The sequence below is a fragment of the Pseudomonas sp. NEEL19 genome (genome assembly GCF_028751975.1).
In the GTDB taxonomy this organism is placed as follows: domain Bacteria; phylum Pseudomonadota; class Gammaproteobacteria; order Pseudomonadales; family Pseudomonadaceae; genus Aquipseudomonas; species Aquipseudomonas juntendi.
In genome coordinates this window covers 3,355,001-3,370,088 of record NZ_CP081491.1, presented here as the reverse complement: position 1 = coordinate 3,370,088, position 15,088 = coordinate 3,355,001, and the positions used below count along the sequence as shown (strand labels likewise).

At 62.6% G+C, this 15,088-nt stretch carries 14 protein-coding genes, 1 rRNA gene and 1 pseudogene (1 of these 16 only partly in view); 4 read left to right on the top strand and 12 right to left on the bottom strand.

Features of this window, described 5'->3' with window-relative positions:
* Positions 1-5: 5 nt before the first annotated feature.
* The 7 genes from K4A76_RS15010 to K4A76_RS14980 form a co-directional block, all read right to left on the bottom strand.
* Positions 6-371: a Na+/H+ antiporter subunit G gene (locus K4A76_RS15010; RefSeq protein ID WP_009684171.1), complete on the bottom strand. Its 366-nt coding sequence runs from the start codon at positions 369-371 to the stop codon at positions 6-8.
* On the bottom strand, positions 368-646 hold the full coding sequence (locus tag K4A76_RS15005; RefSeq protein ID WP_009684170.1) for a K+/H+ antiporter subunit F: 279 nt from the start codon (positions 644-646) through the stop codon (positions 368-370). Before K4A76_RS15005 ends, K4A76_RS15010 begins: the two co-directional genes overlap by 4 nt.
* The gene (locus K4A76_RS15000; protein ID WP_009684169.1) at positions 643-1,131 is read right to left on the bottom strand and encodes a Na+/H+ antiporter subunit E; all 489 of its coding nucleotides are present in this window, start codon (positions 1,129-1,131) and stop codon (positions 643-645) included. Before K4A76_RS15000 ends, K4A76_RS15005 begins: the two co-directional genes overlap by 4 nt.
* Positions 1,128-2,807: a monovalent cation/H+ antiporter subunit D gene (locus K4A76_RS14995; protein ID WP_009684168.1), complete on the bottom strand. Its 1,680-nt coding sequence runs from the start codon at positions 2,805-2,807 to the stop codon at positions 1,128-1,130. The genes K4A76_RS15000 and K4A76_RS14995 overlap by 4 nt, the downstream gene beginning before the upstream one ends.
* Positions 2,804-3,148: a Na+/H+ antiporter subunit C gene (locus K4A76_RS14990; protein WP_003250128.1), complete on the bottom strand. Its 345-nt coding sequence runs from the start codon at positions 3,146-3,148 to the stop codon at positions 2,804-2,806. Before K4A76_RS14990 ends, K4A76_RS14995 begins: the two co-directional genes overlap by 4 nt.
* Entirely contained in the window at positions 3,148-6,063 is a 2,916-nt protein-coding gene (locus K4A76_RS14985) for a monovalent cation/H+ antiporter subunit A (protein ID WP_047149842.1), read from the bottom strand. Before K4A76_RS14985 ends, K4A76_RS14990 begins: the two co-directional genes overlap by 1 nt.
* Before the next feature lie 149 nt (positions 6,064-6,212).
* Positions 6,213-7,163, bottom strand: a complete 951-nt coding sequence (locus K4A76_RS14980) for a DMT family transporter (protein ID WP_009684165.1) — start codon at positions 7,161-7,163, stop codon at positions 6,213-6,215.
* A gap of 84 nt (positions 7,164-7,247) precedes the next feature.
* On the opposite strand from K4A76_RS14980, the gene K4A76_RS14975 reads away from it, so the two are divergent.
* Positions 7,248-7,811: a helix-turn-helix domain-containing protein gene (locus K4A76_RS14975; RefSeq protein WP_009684164.1), complete on the top strand. Its 564-nt coding sequence runs from the start codon at positions 7,248-7,250 to the stop codon at positions 7,809-7,811.
* 78 nt (positions 7,812-7,889) lie between these two features.
* On the opposite strand, the pseudogene K4A76_RS14970 reads toward K4A76_RS14975, so the two are convergent.
* Positions 7,890-8,078: pseudogene (locus K4A76_RS14970) on the bottom strand (cysteine hydrolase); the annotation flags it as partial.
* Positions 8,079-8,152: 74 nt separating this feature from the next.
* Here K4A76_RS14970 and K4A76_RS14965 point away from each other — a divergent pair.
* Positions 8,153-8,533, top strand: coding sequence for an antibiotic biosynthesis monooxygenase (locus K4A76_RS14965; RefSeq protein ID WP_274410595.1), 381 nt, complete (start codon positions 8,153-8,155; stop codon positions 8,531-8,533).
* On the opposite strand, the gene K4A76_RS14960 is transcribed toward K4A76_RS14965, so the two are convergent.
* Positions 8,512-9,282, bottom strand: a complete 771-nt coding sequence (locus K4A76_RS14960) for an alpha/beta hydrolase family protein (protein WP_009684161.1) — start codon at positions 9,280-9,282, stop codon at positions 8,512-8,514. The two genes, K4A76_RS14965 and K4A76_RS14960, sit on opposite strands and share 22 nt — an antisense overlap.
* Positions 9,266-10,378, bottom strand: coding sequence for a DUF3182 family protein (locus K4A76_RS14955; RefSeq protein WP_274410594.1), 1,113 nt, complete (start codon positions 10,376-10,378; stop codon positions 9,266-9,268). The genes K4A76_RS14960 and K4A76_RS14955 overlap by 17 nt, the downstream gene beginning before the upstream one ends.
* 186 nt (positions 10,379-10,564) lie before the next feature.
* Between K4A76_RS14955 and K4A76_RS14950 the strand changes: the two genes are divergently transcribed.
* A complete protein-coding gene (locus K4A76_RS14950; RefSeq protein ID WP_274410593.1) occupies positions 10,565-12,373 on the top strand; it encodes an aminopeptidase P family protein in 1,809 nt (602 codons plus the stop codon).
* Between the two features lie 39 nt (positions 12,374-12,412).
* Here K4A76_RS14950 and K4A76_RS14945 read toward each other — a convergent pair whose 3' ends face one another.
* Together K4A76_RS14945 and rhtA are read right to left on the bottom strand one after the other, a co-directional pair.
* Positions 12,413-12,694, bottom strand: a complete 282-nt coding sequence (locus K4A76_RS14945) for a hypothetical protein (RefSeq protein WP_009684158.1) — start codon at positions 12,692-12,694, stop codon at positions 12,413-12,415.
* Between the two features lie 189 nt (positions 12,695-12,883).
* The gene (rhtA, locus tag K4A76_RS14940; RefSeq protein WP_054911752.1) at positions 12,884-13,771 is read right to left on the bottom strand and encodes a threonine/homoserine exporter RhtA; all 888 of its coding nucleotides are present in this window, start codon (positions 13,769-13,771) and stop codon (positions 12,884-12,886) included.
* A 539-nt stretch (positions 13,772-14,310) separates the two neighbouring features.
* Between rhtA and K4A76_RS14935 the strand changes: the two genes are divergently transcribed.
* Positions 14,311-15,088 (top strand): 16S ribosomal RNA (locus K4A76_RS14935); it runs 759 nt beyond the window's last position.

Genomic DNA, 15,088 nt, shown 5'->3' with positions numbered 1-15,088 from the left:
GACCTTCAGTTGCCACTGTCGCAGCCGCTGCTGACCTCTTCAGGCACTGGCTCTTTCGCCACCCGCTTGCGGAACAGCGCTGCCCGTGCGAGCAGCAACGTGGTCACCGGCACAGTGATCGACAGCAGAATGGGGATCAGCCAGGCGTGCAGCACCGCCGCGTCCTTCAACCACGAAAAATAGATGATCGAGGCCAGTGCCACGCACCAGGCGCCGATGGTCGAGGCCAGTGCCGGTGGGTGCATGCGCTGGAAGTAGTCTTTCAGGCGCACCAGGCCCACTGCACCTACCAGGGCGAACAGGCTGCCGGTGATCAGCAGCACCGCCGTGATCAGTTCCAGCCAGAATGGCAGTACCAAGGTTTCAGTCATTCGATCACCTCACCGCGCAGCAGGAACTTGGCCAGGGCAAACGAGCCGACGAAGCCGAACAGCGCAATCAACAGGGCACCTTCGAAGTAGGTGTCACTGGCATAACGGATACCCAGCACCAGCATGGTCAGCATGGCCAGGATATACAGGTAGTCCAGCGCCAGGACCCGGTCCTGGGCAGACGGGCCACGGAACAGCCTGAACAGCGCCAGGGCCATGGCCAGGGCGAAAATGAACAGGCTGGCGAGGACAGCGTTGGCGAGCAGGCCTGTCATTGAAAAATCTCCATCAGTGGGCGTTCATACGTGTCCTTGAAGTGCTGGACGAAGGCCGCTTCATCGTCCAGGTCGAACACATGCAGCAGCAATACGCTGCGGTCCAGAGCCAGTTCCGACCAGACTGTGCCAGGCACCACCGTGGTAATCATCGCCAGGGCCGCCAGGCCGTGCGGGTCGCGCAGGGCCAGCGGTATATGCACGAACGCCGAGCGTGGCGGCTGCTTGCCGGCCCGCAGCACGCCGCGGGCAACCAGCAGGTTGGACATGATGACATCGACGCCGACCCGGCCGATAAGCCGGGCGACGACCAGCGGCCGCTTGACGTGTGCGTGCTGCGGCCGCAAGGGGGCCATCAGCAGTGGCGCCAGCACGCCAAGGGCGGCGCCCAGCAGCAGGTTACCGGGGCTGACCGAGAGGTTGAGCAGCAGCCACAGGCCGAACAGCGAGACCGAGAGGAGCGGGGCGGGGAACATGCGGCTCATGGCAGCACCTCGGCGCTGGGCGAAGTCGGGCCAGGGATCGGCCGGGCGGCCATTACGGCATCGATATAGGCATCTGGCGCCTGCAGGCTGGCGGCCGTGTCCTGGGTGTAGCGCAGCAATGGCTCGGCCTTGAGGCTGAGAAAGATGCACAGGCCGAGCAAGATGACGATCGGCAGGCATTCGAACCGGCGCAGTACGGGTGACGGGCGCTCTTCGGGCTTCCAGAAGCGTTGGATGCCAACCCGGCCGAAGGCGATCAGCGAGGCCATGCCCGAGAGTATCAGCAACGCTACCAGCCCCCAGCCGGCCGCACTCAGGGGCTGCTCGACGGGGCCGCCCAGGCCGTTTGGGTTGAACAAGGCGCTGATCAGGTTGAGCTTGCCGACGAAGCCCGAGAGGGGCGGCATGCCGATGATCAGCAAGGCGCAGGCGATGAAACTCAGGCCCAGGAAAGCCATGGTCCAAGGGATGATCTGGCCGATCACCGCCTTCTGCTCGTCATCGAGGTTGATACCTTTGGGGGGGTGCAGGGACTCCAGCGGGGGCGGCATCACATCTTCTTCTTCGTCCAGCGGCGCCTCATTGGCCGAGCGCGAACGTTCGACCAGCTCGGCGAGCAGGAACAGGGCGCACAGTGCCAGGGTCGAGTTGACCAGATAGAACAGTGCCGCACCGGTCAGCGCGGGCTGGGCAAAGCCGACCGCGCCGAGCAGGGTGCCGGCCGAAACCAGGATGCTCAGCGCTGCCATGCGTTCCAGGCGCTGTGCTGCGAGAATGCACACTGCGGCCACCGCCAGGGTCACCAGGCCACCGTACACCAGCCATTGGCCGCCGAAATGGGCCGAAGCGCCGGCCTGGCCGGAGAACAGCAGCGTCCACAGGCGCAACACGGCGTACAGGCCGACCTTGGTCATGATGGCGAACAGCGCAGCCACCGGCGCACTGGCCGATGCATAGGCCGGTACCAACCAGAAGTTGAGCGGCCAGATGCCGGCCTTGACCAGGAAGGCCATGGCCAGGATGGCTGCACCGGCGTGCAGCAGGCCACGGTCAGCTTCTGGCACCAGGGGAATCTTCAGGGCCAGGTCAGCCATGTTCAGGGTGCCGGTCACGCCGTACAGCATCGCCGCGCCAATCAGGAAGAGCGACGAGGCAAACAGGTTGATGGCGATGTAGTGCAGGCCGGCACGCACGCGCGCGCGCCCCGAACCATGCAGCAACAGGCCGTAGGAAGCGGCCAGCAGCACTTCGAAGAACACGAACAGGTTGAACAGGTCGGCTGTGAGGAACGCGCCGTACAGGCCCATCAGCTGGATCTGGAACAGGGCGTGAAAGCTGGCCCCGGCACTGTCCCAGCGGGCGCGGGCAAACAACAGGGCACTGAAACCGATGACCCCGGTCAGGGTCAGCAGCAGCGCAGACAAGTGGTCCAGCACCAGCACGATACCGAATGGCGCTGGCCAGTTACCCGGCAGGTACACGCCGATCGATTCTGCCTGGCCCTGGGTGCGTACCCACAGCAGCAGGCTGACGGCGATGGCCAGGCCGGTGAGGGTCGACAGCAGGTTCAGGCGGGCTTTGATGCGGCGGTGTTTTTCGCCCAGCAGCAGCATCATGGCCGCCGTGACCAACGGTAGCAGGATGGGCGCGACGATCAGTTGACTCATGTCGCTCATTCGTCACGCTCCCGGCCATCGACGTGGTCGGTCCCGGTCAGGCCCCGCGAGGCCAGCAGCACCACCAGGAACAGCGCGGTCATGGCAAAGCTGATCACGATGGCGGTCAACACCAGGGCTTGCGGCAGCGGGTCGGTGTAATGCAGCAAGTCCTGGGTCACGCCGTCCTTGATAATTGGCTCTTTGCCAATGAACAGGCTGCCCATGCTGAAGATGAACAGGTTGACGCCGTACGACAGCAGGCACAGGCCCATGATGACCTGGTAGGTACGCGGGCGCAGGATCAGCCATACGCCCGAGGCGGCCAACACTCCGATGGCGACTGCAATGACTTCTTCCATCAGGCGGCTCCTGCTTGGTTGGTTTTCGCCGGGTTACCCGGGCGGTAGGCACGCACCGACTGGTGCGCCAGCGCCGTGAGGATCAACAGGGTCGAACCGACCACCACGGTGTACACGCCGACATCGAAGAACAGCGCACTGGCCACGTGCACGTCGCCCAGCAAGGGCAAGTGCAGGTGGGCGGTATGGGTGGTCAGGAACGGGTAGCCGAGCAGCATGGCGCCGCCCCCGGTGAGGGTTGCGCAAAGCAGGCCGGTGCCCATCCAGCGCAGCGGCCGCAGGCTCATCTGCGCCTCGACCCATTGGGTGCCCGCCACCATGTACTGCAGGATGAACGCCACCGACATTACCAGGCCAGCGACAAAACCGCCCCCTGGCTGGTTGTGCCCCCGCATGAACAGGTACATCGAGACCAGCAGGGCGATGGGCAGCAGCAGGCGCACCAGCACCGCTGGCACCATCATGAAGCCCAGTGCGGTATCGGTGGCATGCCGCGGGTTGATCAGGTCGGTGACCACGTCAGGCGCCAGCTGGCGCTGCTGGGCCGGCAACTGCATGCTCTCCTTGGGTGGGCGGAAGCGCCGCAGCAGGGCGAATACGGTCAGCGCCACGGCCACCAGCACGGTGATTTCACCGAGGGTGTCGAAACCGCGGAAGTCGACCAGCATGACGTTGACCACATTGGTGCCACCGCCCTGCGGCAGTGCGCGGCTGAGGTAGAACGAGGAAATGTCATTGGGTGTCGGCCGCGTCAGCATGGCATACGACAACAAGGCCATGCCGCCACCAACCAGTACCGCCAGCAGCAGGTCGCGCAAGCGGCGTATGCGCGCACGCTCCAGGCTGCCGGGCGATGGCGAGACACCTTCGATACGCCGAGGCAACCAGCGCAAGCCGAGCAGGATAAGCACGGTGGTGACGACTTCCACCACCAGCTGGGTCAGGGCCAGGTCGGGTGCGGAGAACCAGACGAAGGTGATGCAGGTCATCAGGCCGCAGACGCTGACCATGGTCAGGGCTGCCAGGCGATGGTACTTGGCCTGGTAGGCAGCGCCGATGGCGCAGGCGATTGCGATCAGCCACAGCGCGACGAATACCCCGGACCCGGGAATTTTCGGCCGCTCGCCCCAGCTCAGGCCGCTGTAGAGCATGGGCGTGAGGCCGGCCAGGAATGCGGCGACCACCAGCATGAACAGCTGCGACTGCAAACGCCGGCTGGTGAGCAGGCGCTCGATGCGCCGGGCAAGCAGCATCAACTGCACCTGGCCGTATTCGAACAGGCGCTTGCCGTTGAACCGCTCGATCACCGGTGGGGAAGGGAAGCGGCCCCGCCGCAGCTGCTTGCGCAACATGAGGTACAAGACGATACCGCCGCTCATGGCGAGCAGGCTCATGAGCAGCGGCGCATTCCAGCCATGCCAGATCGCCAGGCTGTATTCCGGCAGGGTGCCGCCGACCACCGGCAATGCCGCGGCAGCCAGCAGCGGCCCGACCGACTGCGCGGGGAAAATGCCCACGACCAGGCAGGTGAGTACCAGCAGCTCCACCGGTGCACGCATCCAGCGCGGCGGTTCATGCGGGGTGTGCGGCAGGTCCTGGGCCGTAGGGCCGAAGAACACATCGACGGTAAAGCGCAGCGCATACGCCACGCTGAACGTGCCGGCGAGGGTGGCGACTACTGGCAGGGCGGCTTCGACCCAGGCGGTGGAGCTGATGAACACCGTTTCAGCGAAGAACATTTCCTTCGACAGGAAGCCGTTCATCAAGGGCACGCCAGCCATCGAGGCACTGGCCACCATGGCCAGGGTGGCGGTGTACGGCACCAGGCGGATCAGGCCACTGAGGCGGCGGATGTCGCGGGTGCCGCTTTCGTGGTCGATGATGCCGGCGGCCATGAACAGCGAGGCTTTGAAGGTGGCATGGTTGAGGATGTGGAACACCGCGGCGACCGCGGCCAGCGGGCTGTTCAGGCCGAGCAGCAGGGTAATCAGGCCGAGATGGCTGATGGTCGAGTAGGCCAGAAGGCCCTTCAGGTCATTCTGGAACATCGCGGCGAAGGCGCCGAGCAACAGAGTGATGGCGCCGGCGCCGCCGACGATCCAGAACCACTCCTCGCTGCCAGAGAGCACTGGCCACAGGCGGGCCAGCAGGAATACCCCGGCCTTGACCATGGTTGCGGAGTGCAGGTAGGCCGATACCGGCGTTGGCGCAGCCATGGCGTGGGGCAGCCAGAATTGGAAGGGGAACTGGGCGCTCTTGCTCAGGGCGCCGATCAGGATGAGGGGCAGCAGCACCGGATACAGCGCGTGCTGGCGGATGGTGTCGCCGGCAGCCAGGACCTTGTCCAGGTCGTAGCTGCCGACCACATGGCCGAGCAGCAGCGCCCCCACCAGCAGGCACAGGCCGCCTGCGCCCGTTACCATCAGTGCCATGTAGGCGCCGCGGCGGGCGTCTGCACGGTGGTGCCAGTAGCCGATAAGCAGGAAAGAGAACAGGCTGGTGAGCTCCCAGAAGAACACCAGCTGGATCAGGTTGCCGGAGATCACCAGGCCCAGCATGGCGCCCATGAACGCCAGGAAAAAGGCGAAGAAGCGCGGCACCGGGTCTTGGGGTGACATGTAGTAGCGCGCGTACAGCGAGACCAGCGTGCCGATGCCTAGCACCAGCAGCGAGAACAGCCAGGCGAAGCCGTCCATGCGCAGCACCAGGTTCAGGCCCAGGCTGGGCAGCCACAGGAACTCTTCGCGAATCACGCCCCCGTGGGCGACCTGAGGGTAAAGCAGTGCTACCTGGACGGTACCGACCAGGGCTACGAGCCCGGCAAGGATGGACTCGGCGTTTCGTGCGTTGTGCGGCAGCACGGCTGCCAGGCAACTGCCCACGAACGGCAGAAGCAATAGCACTATCAAAGACATAGCGGCCTATTCTGGAGAAGTTTGCAAGGATCATACGTGCCGGGGGGGTGATCACCAACACGCAAGCTGTCGCAGAATCCTACAAATAGACTGTGACAAGTGATTTTTTTATAACAGTTTTTTACAAAGCATAGCTGCAGTTGGCTGCTTCATAGGCCTGCCTGCCGCTCACCCGGTACCTGCTCGCCGTCCCCTGTGGCGCATTCGCTGCGCCGCCGTACCTTGAGTTCGCTGACTACCACCGCGATCACGATCAGCAGGCCGCCCAGCAGCGCCACGCCGGGGAGCCGTTCGCCGGCGATACGCCCGACGATACCAGCCCACACCGGCTCACCAGCATAAATAAGCGTTGCCCGGGTGGGCGAGACCGACTTCTGCGCCCAGTTCATCGCCACCTGAATTACCGCACTCATCGCGCCCAGGCCGATAGCGCTGACCAGCAGCAGCCAGGAAAAGTCAGGGATGCGCTCCTGGGTCGGGACGATCATCAAAAACGCCAACACCGACGCGGTCGCCAACTGGACAACGGTGACCCGACGCACATCGACCTGGCCGGCGTAGCGGCTGATCAGGATGATCTCGCCAGCGATCGCCACAGCGCTGACCAGGGTCACCATTTCGCCTTCACTGAAATGCAGGCTGCCGCCTTCCGGGCCGGCCAGCAGCATCAGGCCGGCGAACGCCAGGCAAATGCCGATGCTGGGCATCAGGCCTGGCCGGCGGCCGAGTACCAGCCACTGCAACAGGGGCACGAACGGCACATACAGCGCAGTGATGAACGCCGACTGGCTGCTGCTGATGGTCTGCAGGCCCATGGTCTGCAAACCATAGCCGAGCATGATCGTGACACCGATCAGCATGCCGGCCTTGAGCTCGGTGAAGGTAAGCCCAGGCAGCGCCCGCGCTGACACCACGCCCACGAACAACGCCGCTGCCGCAAAGCGCAGGCCGACGAAGAACATCGGGCCGCTGACGCTCATCACGTTATGGACAAGCAGAAAGGTGCCGCCCCACAACATGGTAATGAACACCAGCACGACTTCTGCCTTGCTCAGGCGAAAGGTAACGGTGGGGGTTGGCTTGCTGCTGGGCTGGATCATGGTCTTGCACACTCGGCGTCAGGCGGCGCACAATCGCCGCAAAGTGGGCAGTATACTGCGCAATACACAACGGTGAGCAATATAGTGCACAAAGAATCTGCGCACCGTGCTTCGGTGCTGCAACACGTCAGCCTCAATGTTCGCAGCCTGCGCAACGCCGCTGGTATGAGCCAGGCGGTGCTGGCTGAACGCTCGGGGGTTAGCCGGCGCATGCTGGTGGCCATCGAGGCGGGGGAAAAGAACGTCAGCCTGACCACCCTGGATTTGATCGCCGAGGCGTTGGGGGTGGCCTTCAGTACGTTGATCCAAGCGCCGGACCTGCGTGATCCAGGGCGTATCGAAGAGCTGGCCTGGGCGGGCGAGCACCCCCAGAGCCGGGCGGTTTTGCTGGGCACCAGCGCGGCGCGGCGCGAGGTCGAGCTGTGGGAGTGGACGCTGGCGCCGGGCGAGCGTTATGCCAGCGAGGCCGATGCCGAGGGTTGGAGTGAGCAGATCTATGTATGCGCAGGGCAACTTACCCTGATCATCGAGGGGATGGAACATCGCTTGCAAGTGGGGCAGTTCCAGGTATTCCCCAGCAATTGCCGGTACGCCTACCGGAACGATGGCGCCGTGCCGGTGCGGTTTGTGCGTAATGTGGTGATCTGAGGCCCCGCAGGTTCGACGCCCCGTGGTGGTTTGCAAGTGATCTGCCGGCGGGATGGGGCGCAAAGCGCCCCGAGCACCTCAAGCCTGTGCGGCCACCATTTCGCTCGTCTTCACGACTTTGGCGTAGGCGAAGGCCAACGCTGCCATGGTCGCATCCTGTACCTGGGCCGCTGGCACCTGCTTGCCGTCGAACATCAGTGCCAGGGTCGCGCAGGCATCGTGCACCAAGGTCACTTCAAAGCCCAGGTCGGCGCGTGCACAAACCGCTTGACCTTGACTTAACTTGAGGTTTTACCCTGCTCGGCATCGCGCTGCATGCGCCCGTAGCCAGGAGACTGTCGATGTCGGCAAACCCTCAAGCCCTGTGGTTCACCCAGATGATCGAATATGAAGTGCCAAGCCCGTGCCAGCAGGCGTTGGCTCAAGCGCTGGTGGTGCGCAGCGAAGTGTTGGCAGCGCGCTGCGAAGGCCTGCAAGGCGTCAGCATTCAGGCAAGCGACGATGGCAGCCGGGTGCTGCAGTACCTGCAATGGCAGTCACGCCAGGCCTGGTCGGCGGCGGCCGAGTATTTCAATGAGGAACCCTTCCTCGACCTGTTGCGCCGGCACCAGGCACGGGGTGTCAATTTTGCGGCCTACCAGACCTTGCGCAGCCTGGTGCGCAGCGCCGATGGCGGCCTGCATTGCCAGGTAGGGGAGGGTCAGGCGTACCACGGTGCGTAGTGTGGGTACCGGTCCAGGCGGGCACCGATGACCATTTCGCTGATCCATGCCGCCAGAATCGAGCTGTAGGCTTTCTGGCTTTCTTCACTGGATAACGCGTGGTCGGCGCCGTCGACCATGCGGTGGGTCAGGGAGTGGGCGCTGACAAATGCCGAGCGGTAGCTCATCAGGGTGCTATGCGGTACATAGTCGTCCTGTTCGGACTCCACCAGCAGCACATCACCGACGAACTCGGCGCAGGCGGCCAGGGCGCGGTTGTCGGCCGGCCCCAGGGGGCGCTGGCGGTAGGCGTTCAAGCGCTGACGATCAAGGGCTTGCTTGGGGCTGTCCCATTCTTCGTCCCAGTACATGGCCGGTACCCGCAGGGCCAGCCATTTCACCGGGCGTTCGCGGGTCAGCAAGGTGGCCAGGTAGCCGCCATAGCTGCTGCCGATGATGGCGATGGCGTTGCTGTCGACCGCCGGGTGGCTGATCAGGCGGTCGTAAGCCACCAGCAGGTCTTGCAGGTTCTGCTCACGGGTGACGGTCAGGCGCTGGCTTTGGGTTTTTTCATGGCCGCGCAGGTCGAAGGTCATGCACACGCAGCCCAGGCCGGTGATGTGTCGGGCGCGAGCCAGGTCACGTTGCTGGCTGCCACCCCAGCCGTGGACGAAGAGAATACCTGGCATCTTGCTGCCAGGGCTGACCAAGGTCCCGGCGATGCGGTCGTTCTCGACCTGCAGTTCGACGGTTTCACTCTGAATGGTCATGCTCGCGAATCCGCGCAAATTTACTGAGTTGTCCGAGTTCACTGTCGTTTCCTTGGTAGAAAAGGGTGGCATCCGCGGGCAGGTCGGCGCTGCCGAACACTTCATGGGTGGACGCTCGTACCTGCTGCAGTGCCGGGTCGTCGGCAAATGCCTGCAGGGCCAGCAGCTCGGCGCTGCTGGCACCGCCCAGGCGCCAGGATTGTTCGAGTACCCCGCTGCATGGCTGGCCAGAGGCAGTGGTGCCGCGGGCGATATCGTAGTTGCGCCGCGACGCCACAAAGCCCGGAAAATGCCGTTCGGCAGCCTGTTCGTAGACCATGGCCTGGTTCACGGCCAGCCGCAGGTGGTCTTCAAGGGGGCGTTGCAACAGGGCCTGATAGTCGCCACGGACTACGATCAGGTCAGATCCCCCGTACACCTCGCAGCCCTGATGGTCACGGGTGAGTTGCTGGGTGCCATGGTAGCTGCAGGTGAGGCCGGCCACCCTGACCTGACCAACGCTGAAGGTCTGCACTTGGCTCAGGTCTTCTTCCAGCACCAGTCCCCATACCGCCAACTGCTGGTCGTCCATACCGTTCAGCAAAGGGGTCAGCTGATCCAGTTCTGTGATCACCTGTTGCCCGCGGCCTGCTCTGGCCCGTACTGGCTTGACCCGCACAGGACCAGCGCGCAACAGCAAGCCTGCAGCATGGCGGGCATCGGGTTTGCTGAACACCGTAAAACCGCGCAGCAAGGCGTCGCCGGCCTGGCGGGCGAAGCCATCGGTCCAGCCCTCAGGGCCGGAGGCTCCCGCAGGCAGCGGGTGGGAAATGGCTTTGGTGGCCATGTAGGGGCAGGGTACCAAGCCGCCGAATAGATCGGACTCACTGACAATGCCCAGGCTGGCAGCCTGCTCGGTGTCGGTCAGGGTTTCGGTCGGGATGCAATAGTAGTTGTCGGTGGCGACAGGCAGTCGCGTGGGCTGCACATGGGGGCAGCCCAGCAAGCGTGCCAGGCCCTCGGCGAGCTTCAGGTGCACGGCCCGCTCATGCTCGGGTGTATGTTCCCGAGTGTCGAGCAGCACGACGGCAGTTTTAGCGGGGCAGGCACTGGGCATGGTCTGCTGCCTGTGTGTGGCGAATGTACAGTGTGTGAAGCCGTGACCCTGGGGAAGTTCAGCAATACTTGATCGGCGGTCCTTGTGTAGGACGGTTCCGGTTCGCGCCTGGGCGATTGCAGGGCTTTGGCGCCTGCTCCATTATCCGCCTATTGGATCAACCGTGATGTAGCCGCAGGAGAGCGCATGAACGTGCAGACCCCCTTTGAATACAGCGTGCCACAGCGCCTGATGCGTCTGCGCCAGGCCATGGCGGCAAGGCACATCGATGCCTTGCTGGTGCCTTCATCCGACCCGCACCTCTCCGAATACCTGCCCGGCTATTGGCAAGGGCGCCAGTGGCTGTCGGGGTTTCATGGCTCGGTGGGTACACTGGTGGTGACCTCGGCGTTTGCCGGGCTATGGGTCGATAGCCGCTACTGGGAACAGGCCGAGCATGAATTGGCCGGCAGTGGTATCGAGCTGATGAAGCTGTCGCCGGGCAAGCCTGGCGCGCTGGAGTGGCTGGGAGAGCACGCTGAGCCCAACGGCACCGTGGCAGTCGACGGTGCCGTCATGGCATTGGCCTCGGCGCGGCAATTGGCAGAGCGCCTGAAGGCGCGCGGGGCGCGGCTGGTGACCGACCAGGACCTGCTGGGCGAGGTGTGGGACGGGCGCCCGGCGCTGCCTGGCAATCCGGTCTATCAGCATTTGCAGCCGCACGCCACGACGAGCCTGGCGCAAAAGCTCGCGCAGTTGCGCCAGGCCATGCAGGCCAAGGGGGCCGATTGGCACTTCATTGCCACCCTCGATGACATCGCTTGGCTGTTCAATCTGCGCGGTAGCGACGTCTCATACAACCCGGTGTTTCTGGCCTTCGCCTTGATCAGCCAGCAGCAGGCCATGCTGTTCGTTGGCCAGGGCAAGGTGGATGCGCACCTGCGCCAGGTACTGGCGAGCGACGGTGTCGAAGTGCGCGACTACAGCGAAGCAGGGCAGGCGCTGGCTGCCGTGGCGGCAGGCAGCCGGCTGCTGCTGGACCCGGCACGCGTCACCTGCAGCCTGTTGGCCAATTTGCCGGTGGGTATGGAGCTGGTCGAGGGGCTGAACCCCACCACCCTGAGCAAGGCCTGCAAGGGTGACGCTGATCTCCCCTACATCCGTCAGGTCATGGAGGAAGACGGGGCGGCATTGTGCGAATTCTTCGCCTGGCTGGAAGCCAACCTTGGTCGAGAGGTCGTCACCGAGCTGACCGTGGACGAGCAATTGAGTGCCGCACGTGCACGGCGGGCGAATTTCGTGTCGCTGAGCTTTTCGACCATTGCAGCCTTCAATGCCAATGGTGCGATGCCGCATTACCGCGCCACCGAGCAGTCGCATGCACGCATCGAAGGCAACGGGCTGTTGCTGATCGATTCGGGTGGGCAGTACCTGGGGGGGACTACTGACATCACTCGCATGGTGCCGGTGGGTGTTCCCAGCCACGCGCAGAAGGAAGACTGCACCCGCGTGCTCAAAGGCATGATCGCCCTGTCGCGGGCCACGTTTCCCCGTGGCATCCTGTCGCCCCTGCTCGATGCCATTGCGCGCGCGCCGATCTGGGCTGACCAGGTCGACTACGGGCATGGGACCGGGCACGGGGTGGGCTATTTCCTCAATGTGCATGAGGGGCCGCAAGTGATTGCCTACCAGGCGGCACCGGCGCCCCATACGGCCATGCAGCCGGGCATGATCAGCTCGATCGAGCCGGGCACCTACAGGCCTGGGCAATGGGGGGTACGCATCGAGAATCTGGTGGTCAACCGCGAAGCAGGCACGAGCGCCTTCGGTGACTTCCTGAACTTCGAGACCTTGACGCTGTGCCCGATCGACACCCGCTGCCTCCTGCCCGAACGACTGACCCAATGCGAACTGGAGTGGCTCAATGGCTATCATGCCCACGTGCGCGAGCGTTTGGCCCCGTTGTTGAAAGGGGAGGCGCTTGGCTGGCTCGAAGCGCGCACCGCGCCGCTATAAAGCGCGGCAAAGAGGGCAGCCGATGCGCTGCCCTTGCTGCTATTTGCAGATGACGATCATGCTGCGGCTGGTGTAGCCCGCTGGGTTGATGCCGAACAAATAGTCACCGTCTTCTTCGTCGCTGTCACCAGACCGTGCGACCACCCGGTAACCGCGGGTGCTGCAAGCGCTTGCCGCCTTGCTGTAACACTTGTCCCACGAGGATGAAAGGCCGGAGCAATTGATATGCAGGCCCTTTTTGCCCTTCTTGACCTCGGTCTTGGCCGTGGCGGCACATCCAGCAATAGCCAAGATGGCCAGGATGAGAAAAATACGTTTCATTCCTGTCCTTATATGCAGGGCGAATCCGATGTCAGACCCTGTCGTTATCGCTTCGGTTCTTCCTGAATTTCCTCAGCGCCAATGTTCGCTTCAGTAGAGCGCGTGAAGATCGTGATGCTGTGACAGCTTAATCAGCGGGGCCGATCGCGACAATCATTAATACGGTCTCAAATGAAAATATTTCTCATATCAGTCGGCGGCGATGGGTGGGCTGGTTTCTTTTCGCATCGACAGCGTGGTGCCCACAGAGGCCGCAATGATCGCCAGGATCGCCAGCCATTGGGTGACTGTCAGAACTTCGCCAAGGAACAAAAGGCCCGACAGCGCCCCGAATGCAGGCTCGATGCTCATGAGGGTGCCGAAAGTGCGCGCCGGAATGCGCGTCAGGGCAACCATCTCCAGGCTGTAGGGCAGGGCGGTGGACAGCACTGCAACGGCGAGCGCTACGGGAATCAGTGCCGGGGTGAGCAGTGCGCTGCCGGCATGGGCGATGCCGATAGGTGCGACGAACAGGGCGGCTACCACAACGCCCAGGGCGGCACTCTGGATGCCATGCTCGGCGCCGGCGCGTTGCCCGAACAGGATATACAGTGCCCAGCATACACCCGCCCCCAGGGCATAGGCTGCGCCCACAGGGTCAAGTGCTTGCCCGCCATGGCCGGCTGGCAGCAAGAGCAGCAAGCCAACAATGGCCAATGCGATCCAAAGGAAGTCGGTGGGTCGACGCGACGACAGCAGCGCCACGGCTAGCGGACCGGTGAACTCAAGGGCCACGGCAATGCCAATGGGCACCGTTTGCAGTGCCATATAAAAGAGGAAATTCATGCCGCCCAGGGCCATGCCATAAATGATGACGTTGCGCAGGGTTTTGGCGGTCAGGCGAACCCGCCAGGGGCGCAGTATCAGCAGCATGATGATGCTGGCGAAGATCAGCCGCAGGGTGGTGGTGCCTTGTGCGCCAACGATGGGGAACATGCTCTTGGCCAAGGAAGCGCCTGACTGGATCGATGCCATGGCAATCAGCAGCAAGCCTATCGGGAAGAGGGTGGCGGCCAGGCTGCGGGGCTGGGTGTTCATTTAAGGGCGGCATTCCTTGGAGAGGGAGGGGTGAGCAATATAGTGCGCAATTAGCTGGGTAGTGGGCAAGGTGCCCTACAGAGGTTTTGTAGCGCTGGCTAGCGTGCAGGGCAGGGTGCAGGCCGAGCACGCTGTTGCTCGGCTGCCGGGATTCTGCGGAAAACCTAAATTATTGAAATTAAAGGTTGACCTACAAAAACGCCGCCCTATAATGCGCACCATTCCAACGCGGTAGCAGGCATTGCCAGCCACTGTGTTGAGTCAAGTGTTTGAAGCTAAACGAGTTTCTCGCAAAAAACTTCAAAATAAACGCTTGACAGCAAATGAGGAAAGCGTAGAATGCGCGCCTCGGTTGAGACAAAACACTCTTAACCAACCGCTCTTTAACAAATCGAATCAAGCAATTCGTGTGGGTGCTTGTGAGTACGGACTGATAGTCAAAAAGATTATCAGCATCACAAGTGACCATGCGAGAAATCACATAGTCATTTGAGATTGCTGAGCCAAGTTTAGGGTTTCTTAAAAACCCAAGCAGTATTGAACTGAAGAGTTTGATCATGGCTCAGATTGAACGCTGGCGGCAGGCCTAACACATGCAAGTCGAGCGGATGACGGGAGCTTGCTCCTTGATTCAGCGGCGGACGGGTGAGTAATGCCTAGGAATCTGCCTGGTAGTGGGGGACAACGTTTCGAAAGGAACGCTAATACCGCATACGTCCTACGGGAGAAAGCAGGGGACCTTCGGGCCTTGCGCTATCAGATGAGCCTAGGTCGGATTAGCTTGTTGGTGAGGTAATGGCTCACCAAGGCGACGATCCGTAACTGGTCTGAGAGGATGATCAGTCACACTGGAACTGAGACACGGTCCAGACTCCTACGGGAGGCAGCAGTGGGGAATATTGGACAATGGGCGAAAGCCTGATCCAGCCATGCCGCGTGTGTGAAGAAGGTCTTCGGATTGTAAAGCACTTTAAGTTGGGAGGAAGGGCAGTAAGTTAATACCTTGCTGTTTTGACGTTACCGACAGAATAAGCACCGGCTAACTCTGTGCCAGCAGCCGCGGTAATACAGAGGGTGCAAGCGTTAATCGGAATTACTGGGCGTAAAGCGCGCGTAGGTGGTTTGTTAAGTTGGATGTGAAAGCCCCGGGCTCAACCTGGGAACTGCATCCAAAACTGGCAAGCTAGAGTACGGTAGAGGGTGGTGGAATTTCCTGTGTAGCGGTGAAATGCGTAGATATAGGAAGGAACACCAGTGGCGAAGGCGACCACCTGGACTGATACTGACACTGAGGTGCGAAAGCGTGGGGAGCAAACA

What these genes read in the sequence shown, in the direction of transcription:
- K4A76_RS15010 (WP_009684171.1), bottom strand. Translation starts at nt 371, where the DNA reads ATGACTGAAACCTTGGTACTGCCATTCTGGCTGGAACTGATCACGGCG.
- K4A76_RS15005 (WP_009684170.1), bottom strand. Translation starts at nt 646, where the DNA reads ATGACAGGCCTGCTCGCCAACGCTGTCCTCGCCAGCCTGTTCATTTTC.
- K4A76_RS15000 (WP_009684169.1), bottom strand. Translation starts at nt 1,131, where the DNA reads ATGAGCCGCATGTTCCCCGCCCCGCTCCTCTCGGTCTCGCTGTTCGGC.
- K4A76_RS14995 (WP_009684168.1), bottom strand. Translation starts at nt 2,807, where the DNA reads ATGAGCGACATGAGTCAACTGATCGTCGCGCCCATCCTGCTACCGTTG.
- K4A76_RS14990 (WP_003250128.1), bottom strand. Translation starts at nt 3,148, where the DNA reads ATGGAAGAAGTCATTGCAGTCGCCATCGGAGTGTTGGCCGCCTCGGGC.
- K4A76_RS14985 (WP_047149842.1), bottom strand. Translation starts at nt 6,063, where the DNA reads ATGTCTTTGATAGTGCTATTGCTTCTGCCGTTCGTGGGCAGTTGCCTG.
- K4A76_RS14980 (WP_009684165.1), bottom strand. Translation starts at nt 7,163, where the DNA reads ATGATCCAGCCCAGCAGCAAGCCAACCCCCACCGTTACCTTTCGCCTG.
- K4A76_RS14965 (WP_274410595.1), top strand. Translation starts at nt 8,153, where the DNA reads ATGTCGGCAAACCCTCAAGCCCTGTGGTTCACCCAGATGATCGAATAT.
- K4A76_RS14960 (WP_009684161.1), bottom strand. Translation starts at nt 9,282, where the DNA reads ATGACCATTCAGAGTGAAACCGTCGAACTGCAGGTCGAGAACGACCGC.
- K4A76_RS14955 (WP_274410594.1), bottom strand. Translation starts at nt 10,378, where the DNA reads ATGCCCAGTGCCTGCCCCGCTAAAACTGCCGTCGTGCTGCTCGACACT.
- K4A76_RS14950 (WP_274410593.1), top strand. Translation starts at nt 10,565, where the DNA reads ATGAACGTGCAGACCCCCTTTGAATACAGCGTGCCACAGCGCCTGATG.
- K4A76_RS14945 (WP_009684158.1), bottom strand. Translation starts at nt 12,694, where the DNA reads ATGAAACGTATTTTTCTCATCCTGGCCATCTTGGCTATTGCTGGATGT.
- rhtA (WP_054911752.1), bottom strand. Translation starts at nt 13,771, where the DNA reads ATGAACACCCAGCCCCGCAGCCTGGCCGCCACCCTCTTCCCGATAGGC.